The sequence below is a fragment of the Belnapia mucosa genome, from assembly GCF_016775475.1.
Classification (GTDB): Bacteria; Pseudomonadota; Alphaproteobacteria; order Acetobacterales; family Acetobacteraceae; genus Belnapia; species Belnapia mucosa.
Map to the genome: position 1 here is coordinate 690,265 of NZ_JAEUXJ010000002.1, position 22,399 is coordinate 712,663.

A 22,399-nucleotide genomic window follows, 5' to 3' on the forward strand; every position below is an offset into this window, starting at 1 on the left:
GCGGGGCCACATTGCGGGCCCAAGGCGGGTCTGAACCGCCCAATCATTGCAGGAGACCGACATGGCCTATCCGACCGTCCAGCTGCACATCAACGGGGAGTGGCGCGGCAGCCGCTCGGGCAAGACCCTCGAGGTCATCAACCCGGCGACCGAGGAGGTGATCGGCCAGGTCGCCCATGCCGGCACCGACGATCTCGACGAGGCGCTGGAGGCCGCGGCCAAGGGCTTCGCCGCCTGGAAGAAGGTCTCCGCCTTTGAGCGCGCCAAGCTGATGCGCAAGGCCGCCGACATCCTCCGCTCCCGCGCCGATGAGATCGCCGCGCTGATGACGCAGGAACAGGGCAAGCCGCTGCCCGAGGCGAAGATGGAGACGCTCGCCGGCGCCGACATCATCGACTGGTTCGCCGAGGAAGCCCGCCGCGCCTATGGCCGCGTCATCCCGGCCCGTGCCGAGGGCGTCTACCAGCTCGTGGTGAAGGAGCCGATCGGCCCCGTCGCCGCCTTTACGCCGTGGAACTTCCCGATCAACCAGGTCGTCCGCAAGCTCTCCGCGGCCGTCGCCACCGGCTGCTCGATCATCGTGAAGGCGCCGGAGGAGACCCCGGCTTCCCCGGCCGAGCTGATCCGCTGCTTCATCGATGCCGGCCTGCCGGCGGGCGTGGTCGGCCTCGTCTACGGCATCCCGGCCGAGATCAGCGAGTATCTGATCCCGCATCCGACCATCAAGAAGGTGACCTTCACCGGCTCCACCCCGGTCGGCAAGCAGCTCGCCGCACTCGCCGGCAAGCACATGAAGCGCGTCACGATGGAGCTCGGCGGCCATGCGCCGGCCATCGTCTTCGACGATGCCGATCTCGACCTCGCGGTGAAGACGCTCGCGGGCGCCAAATTCCGCAATGCCGGCCAGGTCTGCGTCAGCCCGACGCGCTTCCTGGTGCAGGAGAAGCATTACGAGCCTTTCGTCGAGAAGTTCGTCGCCGCGGCCAAGGCGGTGAAGGTCGGCAATGGCATGGAGCAGGGCGTCCAGATGGGGCCGCTGGTGCATGAGCGCCGCATCCCCTGGATGGAAGGGCTGATGGCCGATGCCCGCCAGCGCGGCGCGGAGGTGCATACCGGCGGCGAGCGCATCGGCAACAAGGGCTATTTCTACGCCCCGACCGTCGTCACCGGCCTCGGCAAGGATGCGCGGATGATGAACGAGGAGCCCTTCGGTCCCCTCGCCATGATCGCGCCCTTCAAGGAGTTCGAGGAGGTGGTGGAGGAAGCGAACCGCCTGCCCTATGGCCTCGCCTCCTATGCCTTCACCCGCTCGGCCAAGACGGCGAATGCCATCGCCTCCCGCGTCGAGAGCGGCATGATGACGATCAACCATCTCGGCCTGGCGCTGCCCGAGGTGCCCTTCGGCGGCATCAAGGATAGCGGCTACGGCTCCGAGGGCGGTTCGGAGGCCATCGAGGCCTATCTGAACACGAAGTTCGTCAGCCAGGCTGGGCTCTGAGCCCGGTCTAACGGCGGACCGGCTCAATCCCCGCGGCGTCGAAGGCGCCGCGGGCTTCCGGCCCGGAGAGCCATTGCAGCAGGGCGGACGTCGCCGCCGGGGCCCCGGTCAGCACCGCGCCATAATAGGTGGTGTATGATTGCAGCCCGGGCGGCAACGGGCCGAGATAGCGCAGCGCCTGCACCTGGCGGATTTCGGTGATGGCGCCGAAGCCGATTTCATGGCCGTGGCCCCGCAGCAGGTGTTCCATCACCTCCGCCCCCGTTGGATAGCGACGGGCCTTGGCGGCGACGGTGTCCGCCAGCCCCATCCTCTCGAACAGCCCTTCCATGTAGATCCCGGTCGAGGCGCGGTTGAAGACCACGGTCTGCGACTGCGCGACCAATTGGCGTAGCCCCTCTGGCGAAGTCACCGGCGGCAGCGCGAGAGCCGGTCGCACCGCGACCCCGACGCCGACCCGGCCCAGCGGCACCGGTTGGCCGGCAAGCCGGCCGCTGCTGCGCAGCATCTCGATCAGCGCGGCCGGTGCAATCAGGAGATCGACTTCCACGCCGCTGGCAAGGTCCTGCCGCAGCGCGGGGGCCGTCGCATAGCGGATGCGGACCGCCTGGCTGGTGGCGCCACGGAAACCCTGGACCGTCGGCTCCAGCCCTGGCTCCATGGCGCCGGCGCTGAGGAGGTGAATCTCGGCGGCAATGGCGGGAAGGCTGCCCGCGCAGAGGCACAAGGCCAGAATGCTCCGCAGCAAGAATCGCATCCGGCGTCTCCACAACTGTCGCTTGTGTCTGTGGCTTTGCTTTAACGCCGCACCCTGCCGGGCGGCGCCTAAATTCGAGTTATGATTCAGCGCCGCATCTTGATGGGCCTGGCGGTTCTGCCGGCGAGCCTCGCCACCGCCGACGATTTCCTGATTGATCGTCTCCGGCGCGGCGGGCTGGTGCTGTTTTTTCGCCATGCCGATACCGGGGGCGAAGCCTGCGACCGCAGCTACCGGATCGGCGACCGCGCCGGGCAGCGCAACCTGTCACCGGCCGGTCGGGCGCAGGCCGTTCGCATCGGCGAGGCGATCGCGCGGCTCAGCATTCCGGTCACCGACCCGGTGCTGGCCGGGCCGGTCTTCCGGGCGCGGGACACGGCCGAGCTTGCCTTCGGCGCCGCGCGCGTCGCGGTGACGGACAGCCTGCTGGCCGATGACTATGCCGGCGACAGGCTGAGCTGGGTGCTGGCCGAGCATCGCCGCCTGCTCGCCGCGCCGGTGCCACCGGGCGGCAACCGCGTGCTGGTCGGGCACCGCACGCCGGCGATCATGGTGGTGGGCGATGCGGTGGCTGGCCGCGCCTTTCCCGAAGGCGCCGCGCTGGTGGTGGAGCCGGCCGGCGATGGCGCCCGCTTCGCCCTGCTCGGCATCTTGCAGCTTGCGCCGATCCCGGGCGGCGGCTTCCATGGCTGCTGAGGAAACGACCCGAAGGATGCGCCATGCCCTGCCGCCTTGGCCGACGTGCGCTGGCCGCCCTGCTGCTGCCGGCCGCCGCCGCGGCGCAGCCCGTCTTCCCGGACCGGCCGGTGCGGCTGGTGGTGCCCTTTCCGCCGGGCGGGCCGGTGGACAATGCCGCGCGGCTGCTGGCGCAGGCGATGGGCCCGCTGCTCGGCCAGCCCATGGTCATCGAGAACCGCTCCGGCGCCGGCGGAGCGGTCGGCATCGATTCGGTGGCCAAGTCGTCGCCGGATGGGCTGACGCTCGCGCTCGGCTCCACCGGCGCCGTCGCGGTGAATGCCAGCCTGATCCCGAACCTCGCCTATGACCCGCGGCGGGACCTGCTGCCGATCGGGCTCGTCACCGGGGTGCCCTCGCTGCTGGTGCTTCGCCCGGGCCTTGCCCTCGACTCGCTGGCGGTCCTGCTCGATCAGGCGCGGCGGAAGCCGGGTGGGCTGACCTTCGGCAGCACCGGCCCCGGCGGCACGCCGCATCTGGCGGCCGAGCTGATGAAGCTGCGCGCCGGGATCGACATGGTGCATGTTGCCTATCGCGGCGCGGCGCCGGCCATCACCGCGCTGCTGGCGAATGAGGTGGACTGCGCCTTCCTCGATCTCGGCGTGCTGCTGCCCTATGTGCGGGAGGGAAGGCTGCGCCCGCTCGGCCTCACCGCCGCGGAGCGTTCGCCGGCGCTGCCCGCGGTGCCGACCATGGCCGAGGCGGGCCTGCCCGGTGTCGAGGTCGAGAATTGGTATGCGCTGATCGGCCCCGCGGGCATCCCGCCGGACCGCGTCGCCCGCCTCGCCGGCGCCATGCAGGGGGCGATGGCGCAGCCGGAGACGGCGCGGCGCTACACCGATCAGGGGATGCGCATCATCGCCAGCGGGCCGGAGCCGGCCGCCAGCTTCATCCGCGCCGAGATGGAGAAATGGGCCGAGGTGGTGAAGCGCGCCGATATCCGCCCCGACTGAACCCCCGATTGACCGCAGCGCCGGCGGCACCCAGCATGCGGGGATGGTAGCCGAGACACCGTCCCGCCAGGCCTGGATCATGCTGGGCGGGGCCTTCCTGGCCTTCACGGTCGGCGCCAGCGTCATGCATTCCTACACCGTCTTCCTGCTCGCCTTCGTGGCCGATTTCGGCTGGACGCGGGCGGAAAGCTCGCTCGCCTATTCGGTCGGGCAGCTGGTCGGCGGTGCCAGCTCGCCCCTGATCGGCGGGCTGGTGGACCGGATCGGCGCGCGGCGCTGTGTGCTGCTCGGCGGTTGCCTGCTGGCGCTCGGCCTGCTCGGCAGCGCCTTCGCCGATGCGCTCTGGCAGGTGGTCTTCCTCTATGGCGTGGTGATGACGGTCGGGGCGAATTGCCTCGGCCTGCTGGTCTTCGTGCCGCTCATCTCGCGGCTTTTCGTGCGGCGGCGCGGCATGGCGGTCTCGGTGCTGCAATCGGCCAATGCCTTCGGCCGCGCGCTGTCGGCGCCGAGCAGCCAGATGCTCATCGCCGGGCTCGGCTGGCGCGGCGCCTATCTGGCGGCGGCGGCGGCGATGGCGGCGCTGGTGCTGCCGATGGCGGCGATCTTCCGCCGCGACCCGCCGGTCGCCGCCTCCGCCACGGGTCCCGGCGCTGCCGCGGCGCGGCAGTGGACGCTGGCCGAGGCGATGCGGACGCGGGCCTTCTGGCTGCTCTTCCTGGTCTACATGTTCACCAGCATCGGCAGCTTCCTGGTCTCACTGCACCAGATCGCCTTCGCGGTCGATGTGGGCTTCGACCCGCTCTATGCCGCGGGCGTGCTGGGGATGGGCAGCTTCCTCGCCTTTCCCGGCGTGATCGTCACCGGCACGCTCTCCGACTATATCGGGCGCGAGGCCTCAGCACTGCTGGCCTATGGCATCTCCATCATCGGCGTGATCTGCGCGCTGTTCATCACCGCGTCCGACCAGCATTTGCTGCTCTGGCTGCACGGCTGCTTCTTCGGCCTGACCTGGGGCGCGCGCGGCCCGGCGATCACGGCGAAAACCGCCGATCTTTTCCCAGGGCCGCGGCTCGGCACCATCCTCGGCGTCATCACCATCGGCTCGGGCCTCGGGGCCGCCATCGGCTCCTGGGCAGCGGGCTTCATCTTCGATGTCACCAGCAGCTACCGCACCGCCTTCCTGCTCTCGATCGCCGCCTATGTCGCCGGGTCCGGCGCCTTCTGGGCGCTCAGGACGCCGCGCCGCTAGGCATCCTCCAGCTGCCGGACCGGCCGTGCCGGCAGCGGCCGGGGGATCAGGCCATCGGGCAGGGGCTTGCCGCTGCCGCCACGGGGCAGGGGGCGCGGCGCGGGCGGTACCGGGTCGGGCCGCCATCCGCCGCCGCCGCGGCGCAGCCCGCGCAACTCCCGCAGCGCGAGGACGAGGGGCACGCCGAAGGTCAGGCTGCCGCTGAGCAGGACGAAGGCCTCTGGTGTCATGGTCGCCATCTCCTCGACGTGAGCATAGCCGCCCTGCGCACCCACTCGGCAAGCGCGGATCGACAAGGCAACCGATAGCGACCTATCCTTTCCGTCCGACGGAGGAGCAGGATGCCGGATCAGACCAACCCCCCGCCCTACGTCCCGGCCCCGCTGCCGCCGGATGCGCCGCCGCCCGGCGAGGTGCGGACCATCCAGCCCGGCCTGCTGCGCGCCCGCATGCCGCTGCCCTTCGCGCCCGGCCATGTGAATATCTGGCTGCTGGAGCATGAGGGCGGCTGGCTCGCCATCGACACCGCCATCGCAAGCCGCACTACCCGCGGCCATTGGGACCAGTTGCTCGCCCAGCCGGCGCTGGGCGGGCGGCCGCTGACGGCGTTGCTCGTCACCCATTTCCATCCCGACCATGTCGGCCTCGCCGGCTGGCTCTGCGGGCGCTTCGGGCTCTTCCCGATGATGACCCGCATTGAATGGCTGATGGCCCGCGCCCTCTGGTACGACAGCGGCCCGGACATGATGGCGCAGCAGGTCGAGCATTACGCCCGCGCCGGCTGCCCACCCGAATACCTCGCCTTCGTCGAGAGCCGCGGACCGCTCTACCAACGCTCGGTCGGGGAACTGCCGCGCAGCTTCCATGCGCTGAAGGATGGCCGCGCCGTCACCATCGGCGGTAGCGAATGGCGCGTCGTGACCGGCGCCGGACATGCGCCGGACATGGCGACGCTCTACAGCGCCGAGCGCGGCGTGCTGATCTCGGCCGACCAGATCCTGCCGCGCATCTCGCCCTATATCGGCCTGCATCCCGGCGAGCCGGGGGCCGACCCGCTCGGCGACTTCCTCGCCAGCAACGACCGCTTCCGCAGCCTGCCCGAGGATACGCTGGTGCTGCCGAGCCATGGCGAGCCCTTCCGCACGCTGCACCGGCGGCTCGATGTGCTGGCGGCGCATCATGCCGAGCGGCTGGATGCGCTGGCCGAAGCCTGCCGCGAGCCGCTGACCGCCTATGAGGCGGCGCAAATCCTCTTCCCCCGCGCGGCGCAGGAGATGGGGCAGGTCGGCTTCACCGTGGGCGAGACGCTGGCACATCTCCGCCGCTTGGAACGCCAGGGCCGGCTGCGCGTCGAGGCCGGCGAGGTGGCACGCTTCAGGACAATCTGATGCCGGCGGAGATCGATATCGCGGTGATCGGCGCCGGCGCCGCGGGCATCGGCGCCGCGACCCGCCTGGCCGAGCTCGGCCGGAGCTGCCTGGTGCTGGAGGCCGGCCCGCGTGTCGGCGGCCGCGCCTATACCGAGAGCGAGGGCCTTGGCACGCCCTTCGACCATGGCGCCTCCTGGCTGCATGTCGCCGAGCACAACCCGCTGACGCCGATCGCCCGCCGGCTCGGTTTCACCCTGCGCGAGGGCGAGCGGCGGCGGCGCGACATCCTCCTCATCGGCGACCGCCGCGCGACGCCGGAGGAGAAGGCGGCGCATGACGCCGCCTGCGATGCCTGGGAGGAGGCCGCCGAGGCCCGGGCCGCCCAGGGCGGCCCGGATGTCTCCATCGCCGAGGCGGTGCCGCATGGCGGCTTCTGGGACGCCACCGTCTCCCACTGGCTCGGCACCACCATCTGCGGCGTGGAGCCAGAACGGAACAGTCTGCGCGACTACATCGATACCGGCCTCGACGGCGAGAACCCGCAGATCGCGGAAGGCTTCGGCACGCTGGTCGCGCGCCTGGCGGCGGGGCTGCCGATCCGCCTCGGCACACCCATCGAGCGTATCCGCGCCGATCGCGCGATCACGCTGGAGGGGCCGCGCGGCAGCCTACGCGCCCGTGGCTGCATCGTCACCGTTTCGACCGGCGTGCTGGCCGCGGGCGGGCTGCGCTTCGAGCCGGGGCTGCCGACCGAGATCGAGGCGGCGATCCATGGCCTGCCGCTCGCCTTGCTGTCGAAGATCGGGCTGCGGGGCGGCCAGGGGCTCGGGTTCCGGCTCGGCCTCGGCCCCTTCGCCCGGCTCGGACGGCGGCTCGAGGGGGAGGGGGATCATCCGATGTCCTGGATGATCGCCCCCTTTGGCCGCGACCATGCGGTCGGCTTCCTCGGCGGCGAGGCGGCTTGGGCCCTGGCGCGGGAGGGTCCGGCGGCGGCCGAGGCCTTCGCCCGCGCCGACCTCACCCGCTATTTCGGCCCTGCCGAGGTCGCGCGGGCCTTCCCGGACCGGGCTGTGCCGACGGATTGGGGTGAGAACCCGCTGTTTCGCGGCGCCTATACCTATGCCCGCGTCGGTGCCGCCGGGTCGCGGGCGGTGCTCGCCGGGGCTCGCCTCGCCGATGGTCGCATCCGCTTCGCCGGCGAGGCCTGCCATACCCGCTATGCCGGCACGGTCGGCGGCGCCTGGGCCAGCGGCATGGCGGCAGCCGAGGCTTTATCCGCTACGCTCGGCGGATGAGCCGTACCCGTTTCGCCGAAGAGGCCGCACGCTGCGAGGATCGCGTCATCGCCCTGACCCGGGCGCTGGTGGCGATCCCATCCCCCAACCCGCCCGGTGATGTGCGCGCCTGCGCCGAGGCCGCCGCCGGCCTGATCCGCGAGCTGGTCCCTGGTGCCGAGGTCACGCTGCACCCGACCTCCGACACCGTGACCAACCTCGTCGCCGTGCTGCGCGGCCATGCGCCGGGCCGGCGCCTGGTCTTCAACGGCCATCTCGACACCTATCCGGTGAATGAGGCGCTGCCCTGGACCGTGCCGCCGCTCGGCGGGCTGCTGCGCGAGGGCCGGCTTTATGGCCGCGGCACCGCCGATATGAAGGGCGGCATCGCGGCCTCCATCATCGCCATGGCCCTGCTCGCCGCCCGTCCCGAGCTCTGGCGCGGCGAGGCGGTGCTGACCCTCGCAGGCGACGAGGAGTCGATGGGCCCGCTGGGGACGAAATGGCTGATGGACCACATCCCCGAGGCGACCGGCGATGCCGTCATCATCGGGGATGCCGGCAGCCCGCGCGTTCTGCGCTTCGGCGAGAAGGGCTTCCTCTGGATCGAGATCGAGGCGGAGGGCCGCGCCAGCCATGGCGCGCATGTGCATCTCGGCGTCAATGCGCTCGACCGGCTCTGCGCCGCGCTGGATGCGGTGCGCGGATTGCGCGCGCTGCGGCCCGAGGCGCCGCCCGCCGTCACCGCCGCCATCGCCGCGGCCCGGCCCGTCTCCGAACCCCTCTCCGGCGCGGGCGAAGCGGAGGTGCTGGGCAGCGTCACCGTCAATATCGGCCGGGTCGAGGGTGGGACCTCCACCAACCTTGTCCCCGCCAGTGCCCGCGCCGGCGCCGATATCCGCCTGCCGGTCGGCGTCAGTTGCACCATGGCCGAGGGGGCGCTCACCGCCGGGCTCGGCGGGCGCGAAGGCATCGCTTGGCGCATCCTCCGCCGCTTCGAGCCGAACCACACCGATCCGGGCCATGAGCTGGTGCAGCGTGCCGCCGCCGCGGCCGGCGAGGTGCTGGGTGAGCCCTGTGCCGTCAATATGCGCGTCGGTGGATCGGATGCCCGCTGGTTCCGCATGGCCGGGCTGCCGACCATCGTCTATGGCCCGACGCCATATAATATGGGCGGCGCCGACGAATATGTGCTGGTGGAGGAGCTGGTGCAGGTCGCCCGCGTCCATGCGCTGACCGCGCTCGACTTCCTCTCGGCATGAGCCTCGCGCTCTCCCGCCTCGCCGCCATGGGCGACACGACGCGGGCCATGCTGTGGATGATCGCCTCCGGCCTCCTCTTCATCGTCCTCAACGGAACGCTGCGGCTGCTGGCGCAGCAGCTCGACCCCTTCGTGACCGGCTTCCTGCGCTACAGCTTCGGCGTGGTGGTGATGCTGCCCTTCATCTGGCATGCCGGCTGGGCCGCCTATCGCCCGGCCAATGTTTCAGGCCAGATCTGGCGCGGGGCCATCCATACATCCGGCCTGCTGCTCTGGTTCATCGCCGTGCCGCATGTGCCGCTGGCCGATATGACGGCGCTCGGCTTCACCACGCCGCTTTTCATCATGCTCGGCGCCGTGGTCTTCCTGCGGGAGAGGATGGTCGCGGCGCGCTGGATCGCGGCGGTGATCGGCTTCTGCGGCGTGCTGGTGGTGGTCTCGCCCAACCTGTCCGGCGGCGCCGGCCTCTATGGCTTCGTGATGCTGGCTTCCTCGCCGCTCTTCGCCGCCTCCTTCCTCATCACCAAGGCGCTGACCCGACGGGATTCGCCGCATGTCATCGTCGTCTGGCAATCCCTCGGCGTTGCGCTGTTCAGCCTGCCCTTCGCCCTGCCGAATTGGGAATGGCCGAGCCCGGGCCAATGGGCGGCCTTCGCCTTCTGCGGCGTCATCGGCACCGCCGGACATATCTGCCTGACGCGGGCCTTCAAGCTGGCCGATATGTCGGTGACTCAGCCGATCAAATTCCTCGAACTGGTCTGGGCCTCGCTCTTCGGCTTCGCCGTCTGGGGCGATGTGCCGGGAACCGCCACCTGGATCGGCGGCCTCATCATCTTTGCCAGCACGAGCTGGATCGCGCGGCGGGAGGCCCGCCGCGCGAAGCCTGCCTAGGCTGCCGCCTTCGCCTCGCGCCGGCGGGCGGTCAGGATGAACTCGGTATAGCCGTTGGGCTGGGTCGTGCCCTGGAAGATCAGGTCGCAGGCCGCCTTGAAGGCCACGCCGTTGAAGTCCGGCGCCATCGGCGTGTAGAGCGGGTCGCCGGCATTCTGCCCGTCCACCACCTTCGCCATGCGCTTCAGCGTCTCCATCACCTGCGCCTCGGTGGTGATGCCGTGCTTCAGCCAATTGGCGATGTGCTGGGCACTGATGCGCAGCGTGGCACGGTCCTCCATCAGCCCGACATTGTTGATGTCCGGCACCTTGGAGCAGCCGACACCCTGGTCGATCCAGCGCACGACATAGCCGAGGATGCCCTGGGCATTGTTGTCGAGCTCGGCCTGCACCGCATCCGCCGGCCAGTTGGTCTCGGAGGCGAGCGGGATGGTCAGGATGTCCTCGAGCTTCGCCCGGCCGCCGCCCTGCACCAGCTCCTCCTGCCGCGCCGCCACATCCACCTCATGGTAGTGCAGCGCATGCAGCGTCGCGGCGGTGGGGGAGGGGACCCAGGCGGTATTGGCGCCGGCCTTCGGGTGGCCGACCTTCTGCTTCAGCATCTCCGCCATCGCATCGGGCGCCGCCCACATGCCCTTGCCGATCTGCGCCCGGCCACGCAGCCCGCAGGCGAGGCCGGTATCGACGTTCCAGTCCTCATAGGCCTTGATCCAGGGCGTGCCGCGCATGTCGTTTTTGCGCAGCATGGCGCCGGCGGCCATCGAGGTGTGGATCTCGTCGCCGGTGCGGTCGAGGAAGCCGGTATTGATGAAGGCGACGCGGTCCTTCGCGGCGCGGATGCATTCCATGAGGTTCACCGTCGTCCGGCGTTCCTCATCCATGATGCCCATCTTCAGCGTCGCGCGCGGCAGGCCGAAGGCGTCCTCGACGCGGCCGAAGAGCTCGTTCGCCCAGGCCACTTCCTCCGGTCCATGCATCTTCGGCTTGACGATATAGACACTGCCCGCACGGCTGTTGCGGCCCTTGCCCTGGCCACGCAGGTCGTGCAGCGCGATCGCCACGGTGCATAGGGCGTCGAGGATGGTCTCCGGCGTTTCCGCCCCATCCAGCGTCACCACATCGGTCATCATGTGATGACCGACATTGCGCACCAGCATCACCGACCGGCCATGCAGCGTCATCGCCCCGCCGCCCGGCTTCAGATAGGTGCGGTCGCTGTTCAGCTTGCGCACCAGCGTCTTGCCGCCCTTCTCGAAGCTCGCCTCCAGCGAGCCATTCATCAGGCCGAGCCAGTTGCGATAGACCAGCGCCTTGTCCTCGGCATCGACCGTGGCGACGCTGTCCTCGCAATCGACGATGGTGGTGACTGCGGCTTCCAGCACGAGGTCAGCGACGCCGGCCGGATCGGTCTTGCCGATCGGGTGGTCGTGGTCGATCACCAGCTCCGCATGCAGGCCGTGATGCACGAAGAGGATGGAAGAGGGCGCTGCCGCCTCACCCTGATAGCCGACGCACTGGCCGGGCTGGGCGAGGCCAACGCTCTGCCCGTCCTTCAGCGCAACGGCGAGGGCGCCGGCGGTGATGGCATAGCCCTTGGAGTCGGCATGGGAGGCGCCGCCCGCGAGCGGCGCAACCTTGTCGAGCGTGGCGCGGGCGAAGGCGATGACCCGCTCGCCGCGCTTCGGGTTGTAGCCGCGGCCGCGCTCCGCCCCGCCATCCTCCGGGATCGCATCGGTGCCATAGAGCGCGTCATAGAGGCTGCCCCAGCGGGCATTGGCGGCATTCAGCGCATAGCGGGCATTGGAGACGGGAACGACGAGCTGCGGCCCGGCGATATGGCCGAACTCGGCATCGACATTGGTGGTGCTGACCTGAAAGGCCGGGCCGGCGGGCACCAGATAGCCGATCTCCTGCAGGAAGGCGGTATAGGCCGCGGCATCCAGCGGCTTGGCCGGATGCGCCGCGTGCCAGGCATCGATCTTCGCCTGCAACTCGTCCCGCCGCGCCAGCAACGCGGCATTGCGCGGGGCCAGGTCGCGCAGGATGGCGGCATAGGAGGTCCAGAACCGCTCCGGCGTCACACCGGTTCCGGGCAGGGCCTCCTGCTCCATGAAGTCCCGCAGCTCGCGCGCGACGCTGAGACCCGCCACCTCGACCCGATCTGCCATGCTCGCCTCCCTAGTTCTCGGGGCTAACTAGGCGAAACCGGGCAGGCCGCAAAGGGGCGGGACCCGCCCCGGCGCTCACGCATCGAGGACGATGCGCTGGTTCTTCGCCACCAGCGTGCGGAAATGCGGCGCCAGCGCTTCCTCCGACAGGCCCCAGGCGGTGGCGAAGCGACGAACCAGCTCCTGCTCGCCCTGTTCGGCCTCGCCATCGCTCATCGCGCTGTCGATCATGTTGAGCAGGATGCAGAGCCGTTGTTCCGGCCGCAGCCGCGGCGTGGCATCGGCGAGGAACTGGTCCGGCTTCGTGGCCCGGGCATAGCGCAGGGCGGCATCGAGCTGCCCGCGGGTGGTGCCGCGGCCGAGCGCCGCGATCAGATGGCCGATCTCCTCCTCATCCATCTCCCCATCCGCCGCCATGCAGTAGATCAGCGAGACGGCGAGGCAGGTGCGCGGCGTCAGCTCGAGCGCGGTGGAGGCGGATTTGAACAGGTTGAACATCGCGGTGATCCCCCAGCGGTTGGTCCGCCGGGGAAATAGCTCAACATGAATCTTTTGTCATCTACCGGAAAGCTTAGAGTCCCGCCCGATCCAGCCGCAGGATCGCCCGCGCCATGGCCTGGGCCCGCGGCACCAAGCTGGCGACTTCCAGATATTCCTCGGGGCTATGCGCCTTGCCGCCCACCGGCCCGACGGCGCAGATGGTCGGCGCCCCGACCGCCGCGGTGAAGCCACTATCGGCGCAGCCGCCGCTGAACTCGCCGGTGATGGACAGCCCGCTTTCCCCGGCCGCACCGCAATACAGGTCGAACAGCTTCGCCGCCGAGGAGGTCTGGGTCAGCGGCAGGAACTCGCCCTTGATCGTCAGGCGGGACCGGGTGCCGGGCACATAGGCGCGGTCGATGATGGCATGGATCTTCGCCATCACCTCGTCGCGGTCGGCCGGTTCCTTATAGCGGAGGTCGATCTGCCCCTGGGCCCAGGGGGCGACGGTATTGACGCTCTGCCCGCCGGCGACGAGGCCGACATTGAGGGTGATCCCTCGCGCGAGGTCGGTCAGGGCATGCAGCGCGGTGATCTTCGCCGCCAGCTCGCCGATGGCGCTGACGCCGGCCTCGAAATTGCCGCCGGAATGGGCCGCCTTGCCCTCGATATCAAAGACGGAGAAGACGCCGCCCTTGCGCCCGGTCACCACCCCACCATTCGGCCGGCCGGGCTCCGAGTTGAAGACGACCCGCGCCTCGCGCGCCGTCGCCTCGATCACCGCACGGCCCTCGGGGCTGCCGATCTCCTCATCGCCGGTGAAGAGGCCGACCAGCGGCCCGGGCGCGCCGCCGAAGCGCTTGAAGGCGGCCAGGACGAACATGTTCATCACCAGCCCCGCCTTCATATCGGCGACGCCGGGGCCGGTGGCGATGCCGTTCTCGATCCGGAAGGGGCGGCGTGTCGGCTCGCCCTTGGGGAAGACCGTGTCGCGGTGTCCCATCAGCACAATCTGCTGCTTCTCATTGCCCGAGGACAGCGCCTCGCCGCCCGCGACGCGGGCCTTGAGGCAGTCGCCGTATGTCTCCTGCGGGATGACCTCAACCGGGATGCCCTGCTCGGCCATGAAGTCCTGCACGATGCGGCCCACCGCATCGACGCCCGCCTTGTCGTAGCTGCCGCCATCGGTGTTCACCATGGCTTCCAGCACCCGGAGCATCGCCTCCTGCTGGGTGGCGAGCCAGGCGGTGATGGTGGATTCGGTGCTTGCGGCGGTCATGGCGGCCTCGTCGGATACAGGGCGGCGATTGCATCACCGGCCCGGCGCCTGGGCAAGCGCGGGGCTTACTCCACCTTGCCGATCCGCCGGACCGCGGCCTGGAGGCGGGCCGCATCGGTGCGGAAGAAGCGCTCGAAAGCCTCGCCGTCACGGTAGTCGAGGGTATTGCCGCCCGCCGCCAGCGCCCGGCCGGTCTCCGGCTCGGCCGCGACGGCGGCCAGGGCCGCACGCAGCGCCTCCCGCAGCGCCGGCGGCGTGGCGGCGGGGGCGAAGACGCCGGCCCAGATGTAATACTCGGCCTCCGGGAAGCCGCGCTCGATCAGGGTCGACACATCGGGCCAATCGGGCAGGCGCCGGGCGCCCCAGCAGGCCAGGGCCCGCAGCCGGCCCTCGCGCAGATGCGGCGCGACCGGGCCCGGCCCACTGGACAGCGCCTGCACCTGGCCCGCGAGCAGCGCGGTCAGCGCCGGCGCCCCGCCCTGGAAGGGCACATGCAGCAGGTCGATCCCCGCCGCCGTGGTCAGCATCGCCATCGGCACATGCAGCGCCGAGTAATTGCCCGAGGAGGAATAGCTGATCGCCCCCGGCCGCCGCCGCGCATCGGCGATGAACTCCTCCAGCGTCCGCCAGGGCGCGCTGGCCGGCACCACCAGCAGGGTCGGGTCGGCGGTGAAGAGGGCGATGGGGGCGAACTGGTCCAGCTCATAGGCCGGCGCCCGGCCGAACAGCCGCGCCGCCTCCGGCAGGATGGCGAGGGAGGAGAGGGCCATCAGCAGCGTCGTGCCATCCGGCGCGGCGCGGGCGACGAAGGCATTGCCGATCTCGCCCGCCGCCCCGGCGCGGTTCACCACCGGCACCGGCTGGCGCCAATGCCGCTCCAGCGCCGCCGCGACGGGCCGCGCCACCACATCCGCCTGCCCGCCGGGCGGGAAGGCGACGACCATGGTGACCGGACGGCCCGGGAAATCCTCCGCCCGGACGAGCGCCGGCAGCGCCAGCCCCGCCGCCAGCACCGCCCGGCGCTTCATGCGACCGGGTTCTCCAGCACGCCGATCCCGCTCACCTCGATGCGGACCACATCGCCCTTCTTCAGGAAGCGCGGCGGCTGGAAGCCGATACCGACGCCGGCCGGGGTGCCGGTGGCGATGATGTCGCCCGGCTCCAGCGTGATGCCGGCGCTGATGGTTTCGATCAGGGTCGGGATGTCGAAGATCAGGTCGGCGACCGGCGCATCCTGGCGCTTCTCGCCATTCACATAGGTGGTCAGCCGCAGCGTGCGGGGATCCGGCACCTCGTCGGCGGTGAGAATGGCGGGGCCCATCGGGCAGAAGCCGTCAATCCCCTTGCCGAGGATCCATTGCCGGTGCTTGTGCTGCAGGGTCCGGGCAGTGACGTCGTTGACAATGGTGTAGCCGAAGACGTGCTGCGCCCAGTCGGCCGCCTTAATGCCGCGCCCGGCCTTGCCGATCACCACCGCCAGCTCGCCCTCGTAATCGACCGAATTGGTCGGATCGAGGAAGGAGGGGATGGCATCGCCCGGCCCGCTGACCGCGGTCGGCGGCTTGCTGAACACCACAGGCGCTTCCGGCACCACCTCCTTCGCCGTGGCGTCGAAGCCGGAGCCGGCGAATTCCTTGGCGTGCTCGTGGTAGTTCTTGCCGACGCAGAAGATGTTCTTCGCCGGGCGCGGGATCGGCGCCAGCAGCACCGCATCCTCCACCACCGGCGCCTGCGCCGCCGCGGCCCGGGCCCGCCGCAGCATGGCCTCGCCGCCGGCGATCAGCCCCGGCATGTTGTCCCAGGGCACCTGCCCATCCGCCGCCGAGAGGTCGAGCACCGCGCCATCCGCCCGCAAGGCGCCGACCTTGCCGCCTGCCCAGCCGCCCCGCTTGTAGGTCACCAACCGCATGCCGCGCCCTCCAGCCCTCTAGACCTTGATCCACGATCACTGGATCGCGGAGCAAGGTCTAGGTTATTGTTTTGTCGCGTGATTCACGCCTCCGACCGTTCCAGCCTCCGGCGATCACGCTCTAGCCCTGGTGAAGCAGAATCAGCCCGGCTGGGCCAGGGGAATGGTGGCCGCCTGCTCCAGCGCCCGCGCCCCACGCAGCACCAGGTCGTCGCGGTAGAGCGCCGCCGCGAGCTGCACCGCCCGCGGCATGCCGTGCTCGTCGATGCCGATCGGCACGCTGATGGCCGGCTGCCGGGTCAGGTTGAAGGCGAAGGTCCAGGGCGCCCAGTCACGCCACAGCGCCTCGGCCGGGCGGATGGTCGGCTGGTCCGCGGCGAAGGCGGCGGTCGGCGTGGTCGGGCATAGCATCAGGTCATAGCGCTGGTGGAACCGCGCGGCGGCATGCGCCGCCTCGATCCGCAGCGCCTCGGCGGCGAGGTAGTCGACGGCGCTCATGCCGCCCTCGCGCTCCGCCACCTCGACCAGCCCGGCATCGAGCAGGCCGCGCCGCTCCTCGGGAATCGTGGCGACCAGCCGCGCCAGGGCCACGCCCCAGACCCGGCCGAACAGCGCCCGCGTATCGGGGAGCGGCGGATCGGCTTCCTCGACCAGCGCGCCCTGTTCCCCCAGCATCCGCGCGGCGCCGACCAGCGCCGCCTCGCCATCGGCATCGAGCGGCGCCTCGAAGCCGAGGCGACGGACCAGCGCGACCCGCAGCCCGGCCACGCCATCCTCCAGCCCCCGCCGCCAGTCCTGCGGCTCATCCGGCAGGCAGAAGGGATCGCGCAGATCGTGCCGCGCCATGGCCGAGAGCATCAGCGCCGCATCGCGCACGGTCCGCGTCATCGGCCCGGTCACGGCGACCTGGGCGAAGGCGCCGAGCGGCCATTGCGGCACCCGTCCGAAGCTCGGCTTCAGCCCGACCAGGCCGCAGAAGGCCGCCGGGATGCGGATGGAGCCGCCGGCATCGGTGCCGATATGCAGCGGCCCGAAACAGGCCGCCCCGGCCGCCCCGGCGCCGGAGGACGAACCACCCGGCGTCCGATCCCGGTTCCAGGGATTGCGGGTGATGCCGTGCAGCGGGCAGTCGCCCGGCGACTTCCAGCCGAATTCCGTGGTGGTGGTCTTGCCGAGGATGATCGCGCCCGCCGATTTCAGCCCGAGCACCGAGGGCGAATCCTCGGTGGCGGGCCTGGCCTCGGTCAGCTTGCTGCCGCGCCGGGTCGGGAAGCCGGAGAGGTTCAGCAGGTCCTTCACGGTCGCCGGCACGCCATCCAGCAGCCCGATCGGCCGCCCGGCCATCCAGCGCGCCTCGCTCTCACCGGCTGCCTGCAGGGCGCGCGGGTTCATGGCGGCGAAGGCATTGACCCAGGGGTTGTAGCGGGCGACCCGCTCCATCACCGCCTTCAGCACCTCGACCGGGCTGAGAGCCCGCCGGGCATAGAGCGCCAGCAGGGTCTCGGCGGACATCAGGGCGGGATCGGATTCGCTCATCGGGGTCTCACCGCAATTCGCACCAGACCGGCGCGTGGTCGCTGGGTTGCTCCTCCGAACGGGCAATGGTGTCCACCCCGCAATGCGCCAGCCGCTCGGCCAGCTCCGGGCTCAGCAGGGCGTGGTCGATGCGGAGGCCGCGATTCTGCTCGAAGGCCGGGCCGTAATCCCAATAGGTGAAGGGGGCATCGGCGGGGTGCAGGGCGCGCAGCGCATCGGTCATGCCGAGATGCAGCAGGGCATTGAACCGGGCCCGGCTGTCGGGATGGACCAGCGCATCGGTCGGCGGCAGGGCGCCGGGCGAGAGGTCGGCCGCGGTCGGGCAGACATTGAAGTCGCCGAGCACGGCGACGGGCGTGAAGGAATCGAGCCTCGCCGCGATCCAGTCCCGCAGCCGCTCCATCCAGCGGAGCTTGTACTGGAAGCCGACTTCGCCGCCGGAATTGCCGTTGGGAAGGTAGATGCCGGCGGCCTCCATCCCGTCCTCGGTCCGGATCGCCAGGAAACGGGCATGGTCGTCCTCGGCCTCGCCCGGCAGGGCTTCGGCCGTGACCTCGAAGGGCATCCGCGCCAGTACGGCGACGCCGTTCCGCCCGCCGCGCTGGCCGACCGCATGGATGCGGTAGCCGCTGCCCTCCAGCTCGGCGGCGGGGAATTCCGCCGTCTGGCATTTCAGCTCCTGGAGGAAGAGCAGGTCCGGCGAATGCCGCTCCAGGAAGCGCCGGACATGCGGCGCCCGGCGGCGGATCGAGTTCACGTTGAAGCTGGCGAGGCGGATCATGCCCCCAGCATCGCCCGGCCGCCCCTGGTTGGACAGGGGCTCAGGCGACGGCGAAGCTGACGCCGCAGCCGCAGCCGGAGACCGCCTGTGGGTTGCGCACCACGAAATGCGCGCCGATCAGCGCCTCATTCCAGTCGAGCTCGGCGCCGGCGATCAGGTCCAGGGAGACGCTGTCCACGAAGACGCGGACGCCGCCCTGTTCCACCACCAGGTCGTCCCCGGTCGGCTGGTCCTCCAGTTCGAAGCCATATTGGAAGCCGGAACAGCCGCCGGCGCTCACCGAGACGCGGAGGCCGGAATCGGGGCGGCCCTCCCGTCGGGCAATGGACGCCACCTCGGCGGCGGCGCGGGGGGTGACACGGAAGCGGGGCAGGTCGGAACCGTCGGGCATGGCATTCTCCGGGCGGCGCCATGGCGGAAGCGGGCGCCGCCGCATATATCGGTTGGGATGAAGATAGGGGAGGACATGGCGGATTTCCAATCGGCACGCGCCCCCTGGGCAGTGGATCCCCGGCATTCGCGCGGGCGGCTGCACCCGGAACCGGCCGATGCCCGCTCCCCCTGGCAACGCGACAGGGACCGGATCATCCACTGTGGGGCCTTCCGGCGGCTGCAGTACAAGACCCAGGTCTTCATTTTCCATGAAGGCGACTATTTCCGCACCCGCCTGACCCATAGCATCGAGGTGGCGCAGATCGCCCGCAGCCTGGCCCGCCGCCTGCGGCTGGACGAGGACCTGGCCGAAGCGCTGGCCCTGGCCCATGACCTCGGCCACCCCCCCTTCGGCCATGCGGGGGAGGAAGCGCTGGACAGCCAGATGCGCCCCTATGGCGGCTTCGACCACAATGCCCAGTCGCTCAAGGTCGTCACCAGCCTGGAGGCGCGATACGCCCGGTTCGACGGGCTGAACCTGTCCTGGGAGACGCTGGAGGGATTGGCGAAGCATAACGGCCCGCTGCGTCGGCCCTCGGCCTATATCGCCGAATACGACCGGCAGCACCCGCTCGACCTCACGACCCATGCCTCGGCCGAGGCCCAGGCGGCGGCGCTGGCCGACGACATCGCCTACAACAACCACGACCTGGATGATGGCATCCGGGCCCGGATCTTCTCGATCGAGGAGGCCAGTGGCCTGCCGCTGATCGGCGACGCCTTCCGCGAGGTCAAGGCGGCCTATCCCGATATCCCCCGCGACCGGCTGGTGACCGAGACGGTGCGCCGGGTGATCAATGTGATGGTGGAGGATGTGGTGCGGGAGGCGAATCGCCGGATCGCCGCCCTCGATCCCCGCAGCGTTGACGATATCCGCGCCGCGGCCGAGCCGGTGGTCGGCTTCTCCCGCCCGATGGCGGAGGCCAACCAGGTGATCCGCGAATTCCTCTTCACCCGGATGTACCGGCATTGGCGGGTGAACCGGGTCATGCAGAAGTCGAAGCGGGTGGCGCAGCTGTTGTTCCAGCTGCTGCATGGCGGGCCGCAGATGCTCCCCGATGACTGGCGGGTGAGGGCAGGGGAGGCGGGCAGCCCGACCTGCGCCCGGGTCGTCTGCGACTACATCGCCGGCATGACCGACCGCTACGCGCTGGAGGAGCACCGACGGCTGACGGATCCGAATATTCCGGGATAGGGCAGGGCGCCGCCCTGGGTGTTTCCACCGACTGCCATCGCGGGCTAAACCGCGCCGCAGCATGACCAGCACCGATATCTTCGCCGCCCTCCGCGGCCGCGCCATCGCCGCCCTGCGCGACCTCCTGCCCGACCTGCCGGAGGAGGCGCTGGGCCGCGTGCTGATGGAGCCGCCGCGCGACCCGAGCCATGGCGACATGGCGACCAATGCCGCGCTGGTGGTGGCGAAGGCGGCCCGGCAGCCGCCGCCGAAGCTCGCCGCCGCCCTGGCCGAGCGGCTGGCCGCCCTGCCCGAGGTCGACTCCGCCGCCCCCGCCGGCCCCGGCTTCGTCAACCTGAGGCTGCGGGAGGATTTCATCCGCGCCCAGCTCCCGGTCATCCTCGAGGCCGGGGAGGGCTATGGCGCCAGCGCGATCGGCGGCGGCCGCCAGGCGAATGTCGAATATGTCTCCGCCAACCCGACCGGGCCGATGCATGTCGGCCATTGCCGCGGCGCCGTGGTCGGCGATGCGCTCGCCAACCTGCTGGCCAAGGCCGGCTGGGAGGTCACGAAGGAATATTACGTCAACGATGCCGGGGCGCAGGTGCAGGCGCTCGGCTGGGCGGCCTATTGGCGCTACCTCCAGGCCCTCGGCACGCCCCTGACCGAGGAGGAATTCGCCGCCAATACCCCGGGCGGGCTGCAATATCGCGGCGAATACCTGATCCCGGTCGGGGAGGCGCTGAAGGCCCGCTATGGCGACGCCCTCGCCCCGGGCGCCCTGCCGGCCGACCCCGCCCTCTGGCTCGACACCGTCCGCGGCTTCACCGTGGAGGCGATGATGGGCGAGATCCGTGGGGACCTCGCCGCCCTCGGCGTTCGCCACGACGTCTTCATCAGCGAGGCGGAGCTGGTCCGCTCCGGCGTCGCCGACCGCGCCATCGCGGCCCTGGCCGCCCGTGGCCTGGTCTATGAGGGGGTGCTGGAGCCGCCCAAGGGCAAGATCCCCGATGACTGGGAGCCACGGCCGCAGACGCTCTTCGCCTCGACCCGCTTCGGCGACGATGTGGACCGGCCGCTGCGGAAGTCGGATGGCAGCAACACCTATTTCGCGAACGACATCGGCAACCATGCCGACAAGCTCGACCGCGGCTTCGATGAGCTGGTGCAGGTCTGGGGCGCCGACCATGGCGGCTATGTCAAGCGCATGCAGGCCGCCGTTGCCGCCCTCTCGGCCGACAAGCCCGTGCCGCTGGATGTGGTGCTGACCCAGATCGTGAAGGTGGTGAAGGGCGGCGAGCCGGTGCGGATGAGCAAGCGCGCCGGCACCTATGTGACGCTCGCCGATCTGATCGAGGAGGTGGGCCGCGACGCGGTCCGCTTCACCATGCTGACCCGCAAGGCCGATGCGCAGATGGAATTCGACCTCGACAAGGTGGTCGAGCAGTCGCGCGAGAATCCGGTCTTCTATGTGCAGTATGCCCATGCCCGCTGCCGCAGCGTGCTCCGCAGCGCCGGCGACCCGGCGGAGCTCGCCGCGGCGCCGCTCGAGTCGCTGACCGACCCGGCGGAGCTTGCCCTGATCCGTCGCCTGGTCGCCTGGCCGCGCACCGTGGAAGCCGCGGCGCTGGCCCGCGAGCCGCACCGCATCGCCTTTTTTCTCCATGACTTGGCCGGCGATTTTCACGTATTGTGGAACAGGGGAAGAGAGGACACGACCCTCCGCTTCATCCGGGGGGATGAGCCGGAGGCGACGCGGGCAAGGCTCGCGCTGGTCGCTGCGACGGCGACGGTCATCCGCTCCGGCCTCGGTGTGATGGGGGTCACGCCCGTCGAGGAGATGCGGTGAGCGATATCACGGTTCCATCCTGGCGCGCCCAGCCGGCGCATCCGGGCCCGAATTGGCGCATGCTGGCGGTTGCCGGCGGGTTGCTCGGCACGCTGGCCATGGCCGGCGCGGTCTATTGGGGCATCTCCCGCATGGGGCCCCGCACCGTCCCGTTGATCGAGCCGGATGCACGGCCGGTGAAGATCCGGCCGGAGGCACCCGGCGGCCTCGTTGTGCCGAACCAGGACCAGCTCGTGCTGGAACCGCCCTCGGTCCGCCGCGCCGCGGAACGCAACGCCGCCTCCGCCCGGCTCGACCAGGGGCCGGAAGTGCCGGCGCTCGACCAGCTCCGCCAGCAGGCGGCGCCACCCGCGCCGCCGCCGGCGGCAGCCCCGCCCGCCCCGCCGATGGCGCCGAGCGCCCTGGTCGCGCCCGCGCCGCTGCCCGCGCCCGTGGCGGCGCGCCCGGCCGCCCCGGCCACGCCCACGCAGCCCGCCCCGGTCCAGCCGGCCCCTGCTACCGTTGCTGCCGCCGCGCCGGCCAAGCCCGGCATCGCCCCGGTCGCCGGTGGCCGCGCCATGGTCCAGCTTGCCGCCCTGACCTCCGAGGAATCGGCCCGGGGCGAGTGGGAGAGGCTGCAGCACCGCGTGCCGGAACTGGCCGCCTTCCAGCCGGTGATCACCCGCTTCGACCGGGGCGAGGGCCAGGCGCCGCTCTACCGGCTGCGCACTGGTGGCCTGGCCAATGCCGCGGCCGCCCGGACGCTCTGCGCCGCGGTGCAGGCCAAGGCCGCGCCCTGCACCCCGATCGGGGGCTAGGTCCGG

21 protein-coding genes are annotated in these 22,399 nt (G+C 70.9%); 11 read left to right on the forward strand and 10 right to left on the reverse strand.

From position 1 onward, the window contains the following. The first annotated feature begins 61 nt into the window (after positions 1-61). Positions 62-1,498: an NAD-dependent succinate-semialdehyde dehydrogenase gene (locus JMJ55_RS07885; RefSeq protein ID WP_202824950.1), complete on the forward strand. Its 1,437-nt coding sequence runs from the start codon at positions 62-64 to the stop codon at positions 1,496-1,498. Between the two features lie 7 nt (positions 1,499-1,505). Here JMJ55_RS07885 and JMJ55_RS07890 read toward each other — a convergent pair whose 3' ends face one another. Next, complete coding sequence (locus JMJ55_RS07890) at positions 1,506-2,255, reverse strand: molybdate ABC transporter substrate-binding protein (protein WP_202824951.1); 750 nt, start codon at positions 2,253-2,255, stop codon at positions 1,506-1,508. Positions 2,256-2,357: 102 nt separating this feature from the next. On the opposite strand from JMJ55_RS07890, the gene JMJ55_RS07895 reads away from it, so the two are divergent. The 3 genes from JMJ55_RS07895 to JMJ55_RS07905 are packed head-to-tail and all read left to right on the forward strand — an operon-like array spanning position 2,358 to position 5,192. Continuing rightward, complete coding sequence (locus JMJ55_RS07895; RefSeq protein ID WP_202824952.1) at positions 2,358-2,951, forward strand: histidine phosphatase family protein; 594 nt, start codon at positions 2,358-2,360, stop codon at positions 2,949-2,951. Positions 2,952-2,974: 23 nt separating this feature from the next. Then, positions 2,975-3,943: a Bug family tripartite tricarboxylate transporter substrate binding protein gene (locus JMJ55_RS07900; RefSeq protein ID WP_236033467.1), complete on the forward strand. Its 969-nt coding sequence runs from the start codon at positions 2,975-2,977 to the stop codon at positions 3,941-3,943. Between the two features lie 43 nt (positions 3,944-3,986). Next, positions 3,987-5,192: an MFS transporter gene (locus JMJ55_RS07905; protein ID WP_202824953.1), complete on the forward strand. Its 1,206-nt coding sequence runs from the start codon at positions 3,987-3,989 to the stop codon at positions 5,190-5,192. On the opposite strand, the gene JMJ55_RS07910 is transcribed toward JMJ55_RS07905, so the two are convergent. Then, positions 5,189-5,422: a hypothetical protein gene (locus JMJ55_RS07910; RefSeq protein ID WP_202824954.1), complete on the reverse strand. Its 234-nt coding sequence runs from the start codon at positions 5,420-5,422 to the stop codon at positions 5,189-5,191. The genes JMJ55_RS07905 and JMJ55_RS07910 overlap by 4 nt on opposite strands. A 111-nt stretch (positions 5,423-5,533) precedes the next feature. Between JMJ55_RS07910 and JMJ55_RS07915 the strand changes: the two genes are divergently transcribed. From JMJ55_RS07915 to JMJ55_RS07930, 4 genes are read left to right on the forward strand one after another with little or no spacing between them, the layout of a single operon-like run. Further along, complete coding sequence (locus JMJ55_RS07915; protein ID WP_202824955.1) at positions 5,534-6,580, forward strand: MBL fold metallo-hydrolase; 1,047 nt, start codon at positions 5,534-5,536, stop codon at positions 6,578-6,580. Then, the gene (locus JMJ55_RS07920) at positions 6,580-7,857 is read left to right on the forward strand and encodes a flavin monoamine oxidase family protein (RefSeq protein WP_202824956.1); all 1,278 of its coding nucleotides are present in this window, start codon (positions 6,580-6,582) and stop codon (positions 7,855-7,857) included. The genes JMJ55_RS07915 and JMJ55_RS07920 overlap by 1 nt, the downstream gene beginning before the upstream one ends. Further along, the gene (locus tag JMJ55_RS07925; RefSeq protein WP_202824957.1) at positions 7,854-9,098 is read left to right on the forward strand and encodes a M20/M25/M40 family metallo-hydrolase; all 1,245 of its coding nucleotides are present in this window, start codon (positions 7,854-7,856) and stop codon (positions 9,096-9,098) included. Before JMJ55_RS07920 ends, JMJ55_RS07925 begins: the two co-directional genes overlap by 4 nt. Continuing rightward, complete coding sequence (locus JMJ55_RS07930) at positions 9,095-9,988, forward strand: DMT family transporter (protein WP_202824958.1); 894 nt, start codon at positions 9,095-9,097, stop codon at positions 9,986-9,988. The genes JMJ55_RS07925 and JMJ55_RS07930 overlap by 4 nt, the downstream gene beginning before the upstream one ends. Here the strand turns inward: JMJ55_RS07930 and JMJ55_RS07935 are convergent. The 8 genes from JMJ55_RS07935 to erpA form a co-directional block, all read right to left on the reverse strand. Continuing rightward, positions 9,985-12,156 (reverse strand): malate synthase G, encoded by a 2,172-nt coding sequence (locus JMJ55_RS07935; RefSeq protein ID WP_202824959.1) that lies wholly within the window; start codon positions 12,154-12,156, stop codon positions 9,985-9,987. The two genes, JMJ55_RS07930 and JMJ55_RS07935, sit on opposite strands and share 4 nt — an antisense overlap. A gap of 75 nt (positions 12,157-12,231) precedes the next feature. Next, positions 12,232-12,654, reverse strand: coding sequence for a tellurite resistance TerB family protein (locus JMJ55_RS07940; RefSeq protein ID WP_202824960.1), 423 nt, complete (start codon positions 12,652-12,654; stop codon positions 12,232-12,234). A gap of 73 nt (positions 12,655-12,727) precedes the next feature. After that, positions 12,728-13,915: a M20 family metallopeptidase gene (locus JMJ55_RS07945; protein ID WP_202824961.1), complete on the reverse strand. Its 1,188-nt coding sequence runs from the start codon at positions 13,913-13,915 to the stop codon at positions 12,728-12,730. Between the two features lie 65 nt (positions 13,916-13,980). Continuing rightward, complete coding sequence (locus tag JMJ55_RS07950) at positions 13,981-14,943, reverse strand: tripartite tricarboxylate transporter substrate binding protein (protein ID WP_202824962.1); 963 nt, start codon at positions 14,941-14,943, stop codon at positions 13,981-13,983. Beyond that, complete coding sequence (locus tag JMJ55_RS07955) at positions 14,940-15,824, reverse strand: fumarylacetoacetate hydrolase family protein (protein ID WP_236033468.1); 885 nt, start codon at positions 15,822-15,824, stop codon at positions 14,940-14,942. Before JMJ55_RS07955 ends, JMJ55_RS07950 begins: the two co-directional genes overlap by 4 nt. 141 nt (positions 15,825-15,965) lie before the next feature. Beyond that, a complete protein-coding gene (locus JMJ55_RS07960) occupies positions 15,966-17,360 on the reverse strand; it encodes an amidase (protein WP_202824963.1) in 1,395 nt (464 codons plus the stop codon). 7 nt (positions 17,361-17,367) lie between these two features. Then, positions 17,368-18,138, reverse strand: coding sequence for an exodeoxyribonuclease III (gene xth / locus JMJ55_RS07965; protein ID WP_202825032.1), 771 nt, complete (start codon positions 18,136-18,138; stop codon positions 17,368-17,370). A 43-nt stretch (positions 18,139-18,181) separates the two neighbouring features. Further along, positions 18,182-18,532, reverse strand: a complete 351-nt coding sequence (gene erpA / locus JMJ55_RS07970; RefSeq protein ID WP_202824964.1) for an iron-sulfur cluster insertion protein ErpA — start codon at positions 18,530-18,532, stop codon at positions 18,182-18,184. 75 nt (positions 18,533-18,607) lie between these two features. Between erpA and JMJ55_RS07975 the strand changes: the two genes are divergently transcribed. From JMJ55_RS07975 to JMJ55_RS31905, 3 genes are all read left to right on the forward strand, one after another. Next, positions 18,608-19,768 (forward strand): deoxyguanosinetriphosphate triphosphohydrolase, encoded by a 1,161-nt coding sequence (locus JMJ55_RS07975; protein ID WP_202824965.1) that lies wholly within the window; start codon positions 18,608-18,610, stop codon positions 19,766-19,768. Positions 19,769-19,829: 61 nt separating this feature from the next. Next, positions 19,830-21,596 (forward strand): arginine--tRNA ligase, encoded by a 1,767-nt coding sequence (locus tag JMJ55_RS07980; RefSeq protein WP_202824966.1) that lies wholly within the window; start codon positions 19,830-19,832, stop codon positions 21,594-21,596. After that, positions 21,593-22,393 (forward strand): SPOR domain-containing protein, encoded by an 801-nt coding sequence (locus tag JMJ55_RS31905; protein ID WP_202824967.1) that lies wholly within the window; start codon positions 21,593-21,595, stop codon positions 22,391-22,393. The genes JMJ55_RS07980 and JMJ55_RS31905 overlap by 4 nt, the downstream gene beginning before the upstream one ends. Positions 22,394-22,399 lie beyond the last annotated feature (6 nt).

Coding starts and splice junctions, on each gene's coding strand:
- JMJ55_RS07885 (WP_202824950.1), top strand. CDS start 62: ATGGCCTATCCGACCGTCCAGCTGCACATCAACGGGGAGTGGCGCGGC.
- JMJ55_RS07890 (WP_202824951.1), bottom strand. CDS start 2,255: ATGCGATTCTTGCTGCGGAGCATTCTGGCCTTGTGCCTCTGCGCGGGC.
- JMJ55_RS07895 (WP_202824952.1), top strand. CDS start 2,358: ATGGGCCTGGCGGTTCTGCCGGCGAGCCTCGCCACCGCCGACGATTTC.
- JMJ55_RS07900 (WP_236033467.1), top strand. CDS start 2,975: ATGCCCTGCCGCCTTGGCCGACGTGCGCTGGCCGCCCTGCTGCTGCCG.
- JMJ55_RS07905 (WP_202824953.1), top strand. CDS start 3,987: ATGGTAGCCGAGACACCGTCCCGCCAGGCCTGGATCATGCTGGGCGGG.
- JMJ55_RS07910 (WP_202824954.1), bottom strand. CDS start 5,422: ATGACACCAGAGGCCTTCGTCCTGCTCAGCGGCAGCCTGACCTTCGGC.
- JMJ55_RS07915 (WP_202824955.1), top strand. CDS start 5,534: ATGCCGGATCAGACCAACCCCCCGCCCTACGTCCCGGCCCCGCTGCCG.
- JMJ55_RS07920 (WP_202824956.1), top strand. CDS start 6,580: ATGCCGGCGGAGATCGATATCGCGGTGATCGGCGCCGGCGCCGCGGGC.
- JMJ55_RS07925 (WP_202824957.1), top strand. CDS start 7,854: ATGAGCCGTACCCGTTTCGCCGAAGAGGCCGCACGCTGCGAGGATCGC.
- JMJ55_RS07930 (WP_202824958.1), top strand. CDS start 9,095: ATGAGCCTCGCGCTCTCCCGCCTCGCCGCCATGGGCGACACGACGCGG.
- JMJ55_RS07935 (WP_202824959.1), bottom strand. CDS start 12,156: ATGGCAGATCGGGTCGAGGTGGCGGGTCTCAGCGTCGCGCGCGAGCTG.
- JMJ55_RS07940 (WP_202824960.1), bottom strand. CDS start 12,654: ATGTTCAACCTGTTCAAATCCGCCTCCACCGCGCTCGAGCTGACGCCG.
- JMJ55_RS07945 (WP_202824961.1), bottom strand. CDS start 13,915: ATGACCGCCGCAAGCACCGAATCCACCATCACCGCCTGGCTCGCCACC.
- JMJ55_RS07950 (WP_202824962.1), bottom strand. CDS start 14,943: ATGAAGCGCCGGGCGGTGCTGGCGGCGGGGCTGGCGCTGCCGGCGCTC.
- JMJ55_RS07955 (WP_236033468.1), bottom strand. CDS start 15,824: ATGCGGTTGGTGACCTACAAGCGGGGCGGCTGGGCAGGCGGCAAGGTC.
- JMJ55_RS07960 (WP_202824963.1), bottom strand. CDS start 17,360: ATGAGCGAATCCGATCCCGCCCTGATGTCCGCCGAGACCCTGCTGGCG.
- erpA (WP_202824964.1), bottom strand. CDS start 18,532: ATGCCCGACGGTTCCGACCTGCCCCGCTTCCGTGTCACCCCCCGCGCC.
- JMJ55_RS07975 (WP_202824965.1), top strand. CDS start 18,608: ATGGCGGATTTCCAATCGGCACGCGCCCCCTGGGCAGTGGATCCCCGG.
- JMJ55_RS07980 (WP_202824966.1), top strand. CDS start 19,830: ATGACCAGCACCGATATCTTCGCCGCCCTCCGCGGCCGCGCCATCGCC.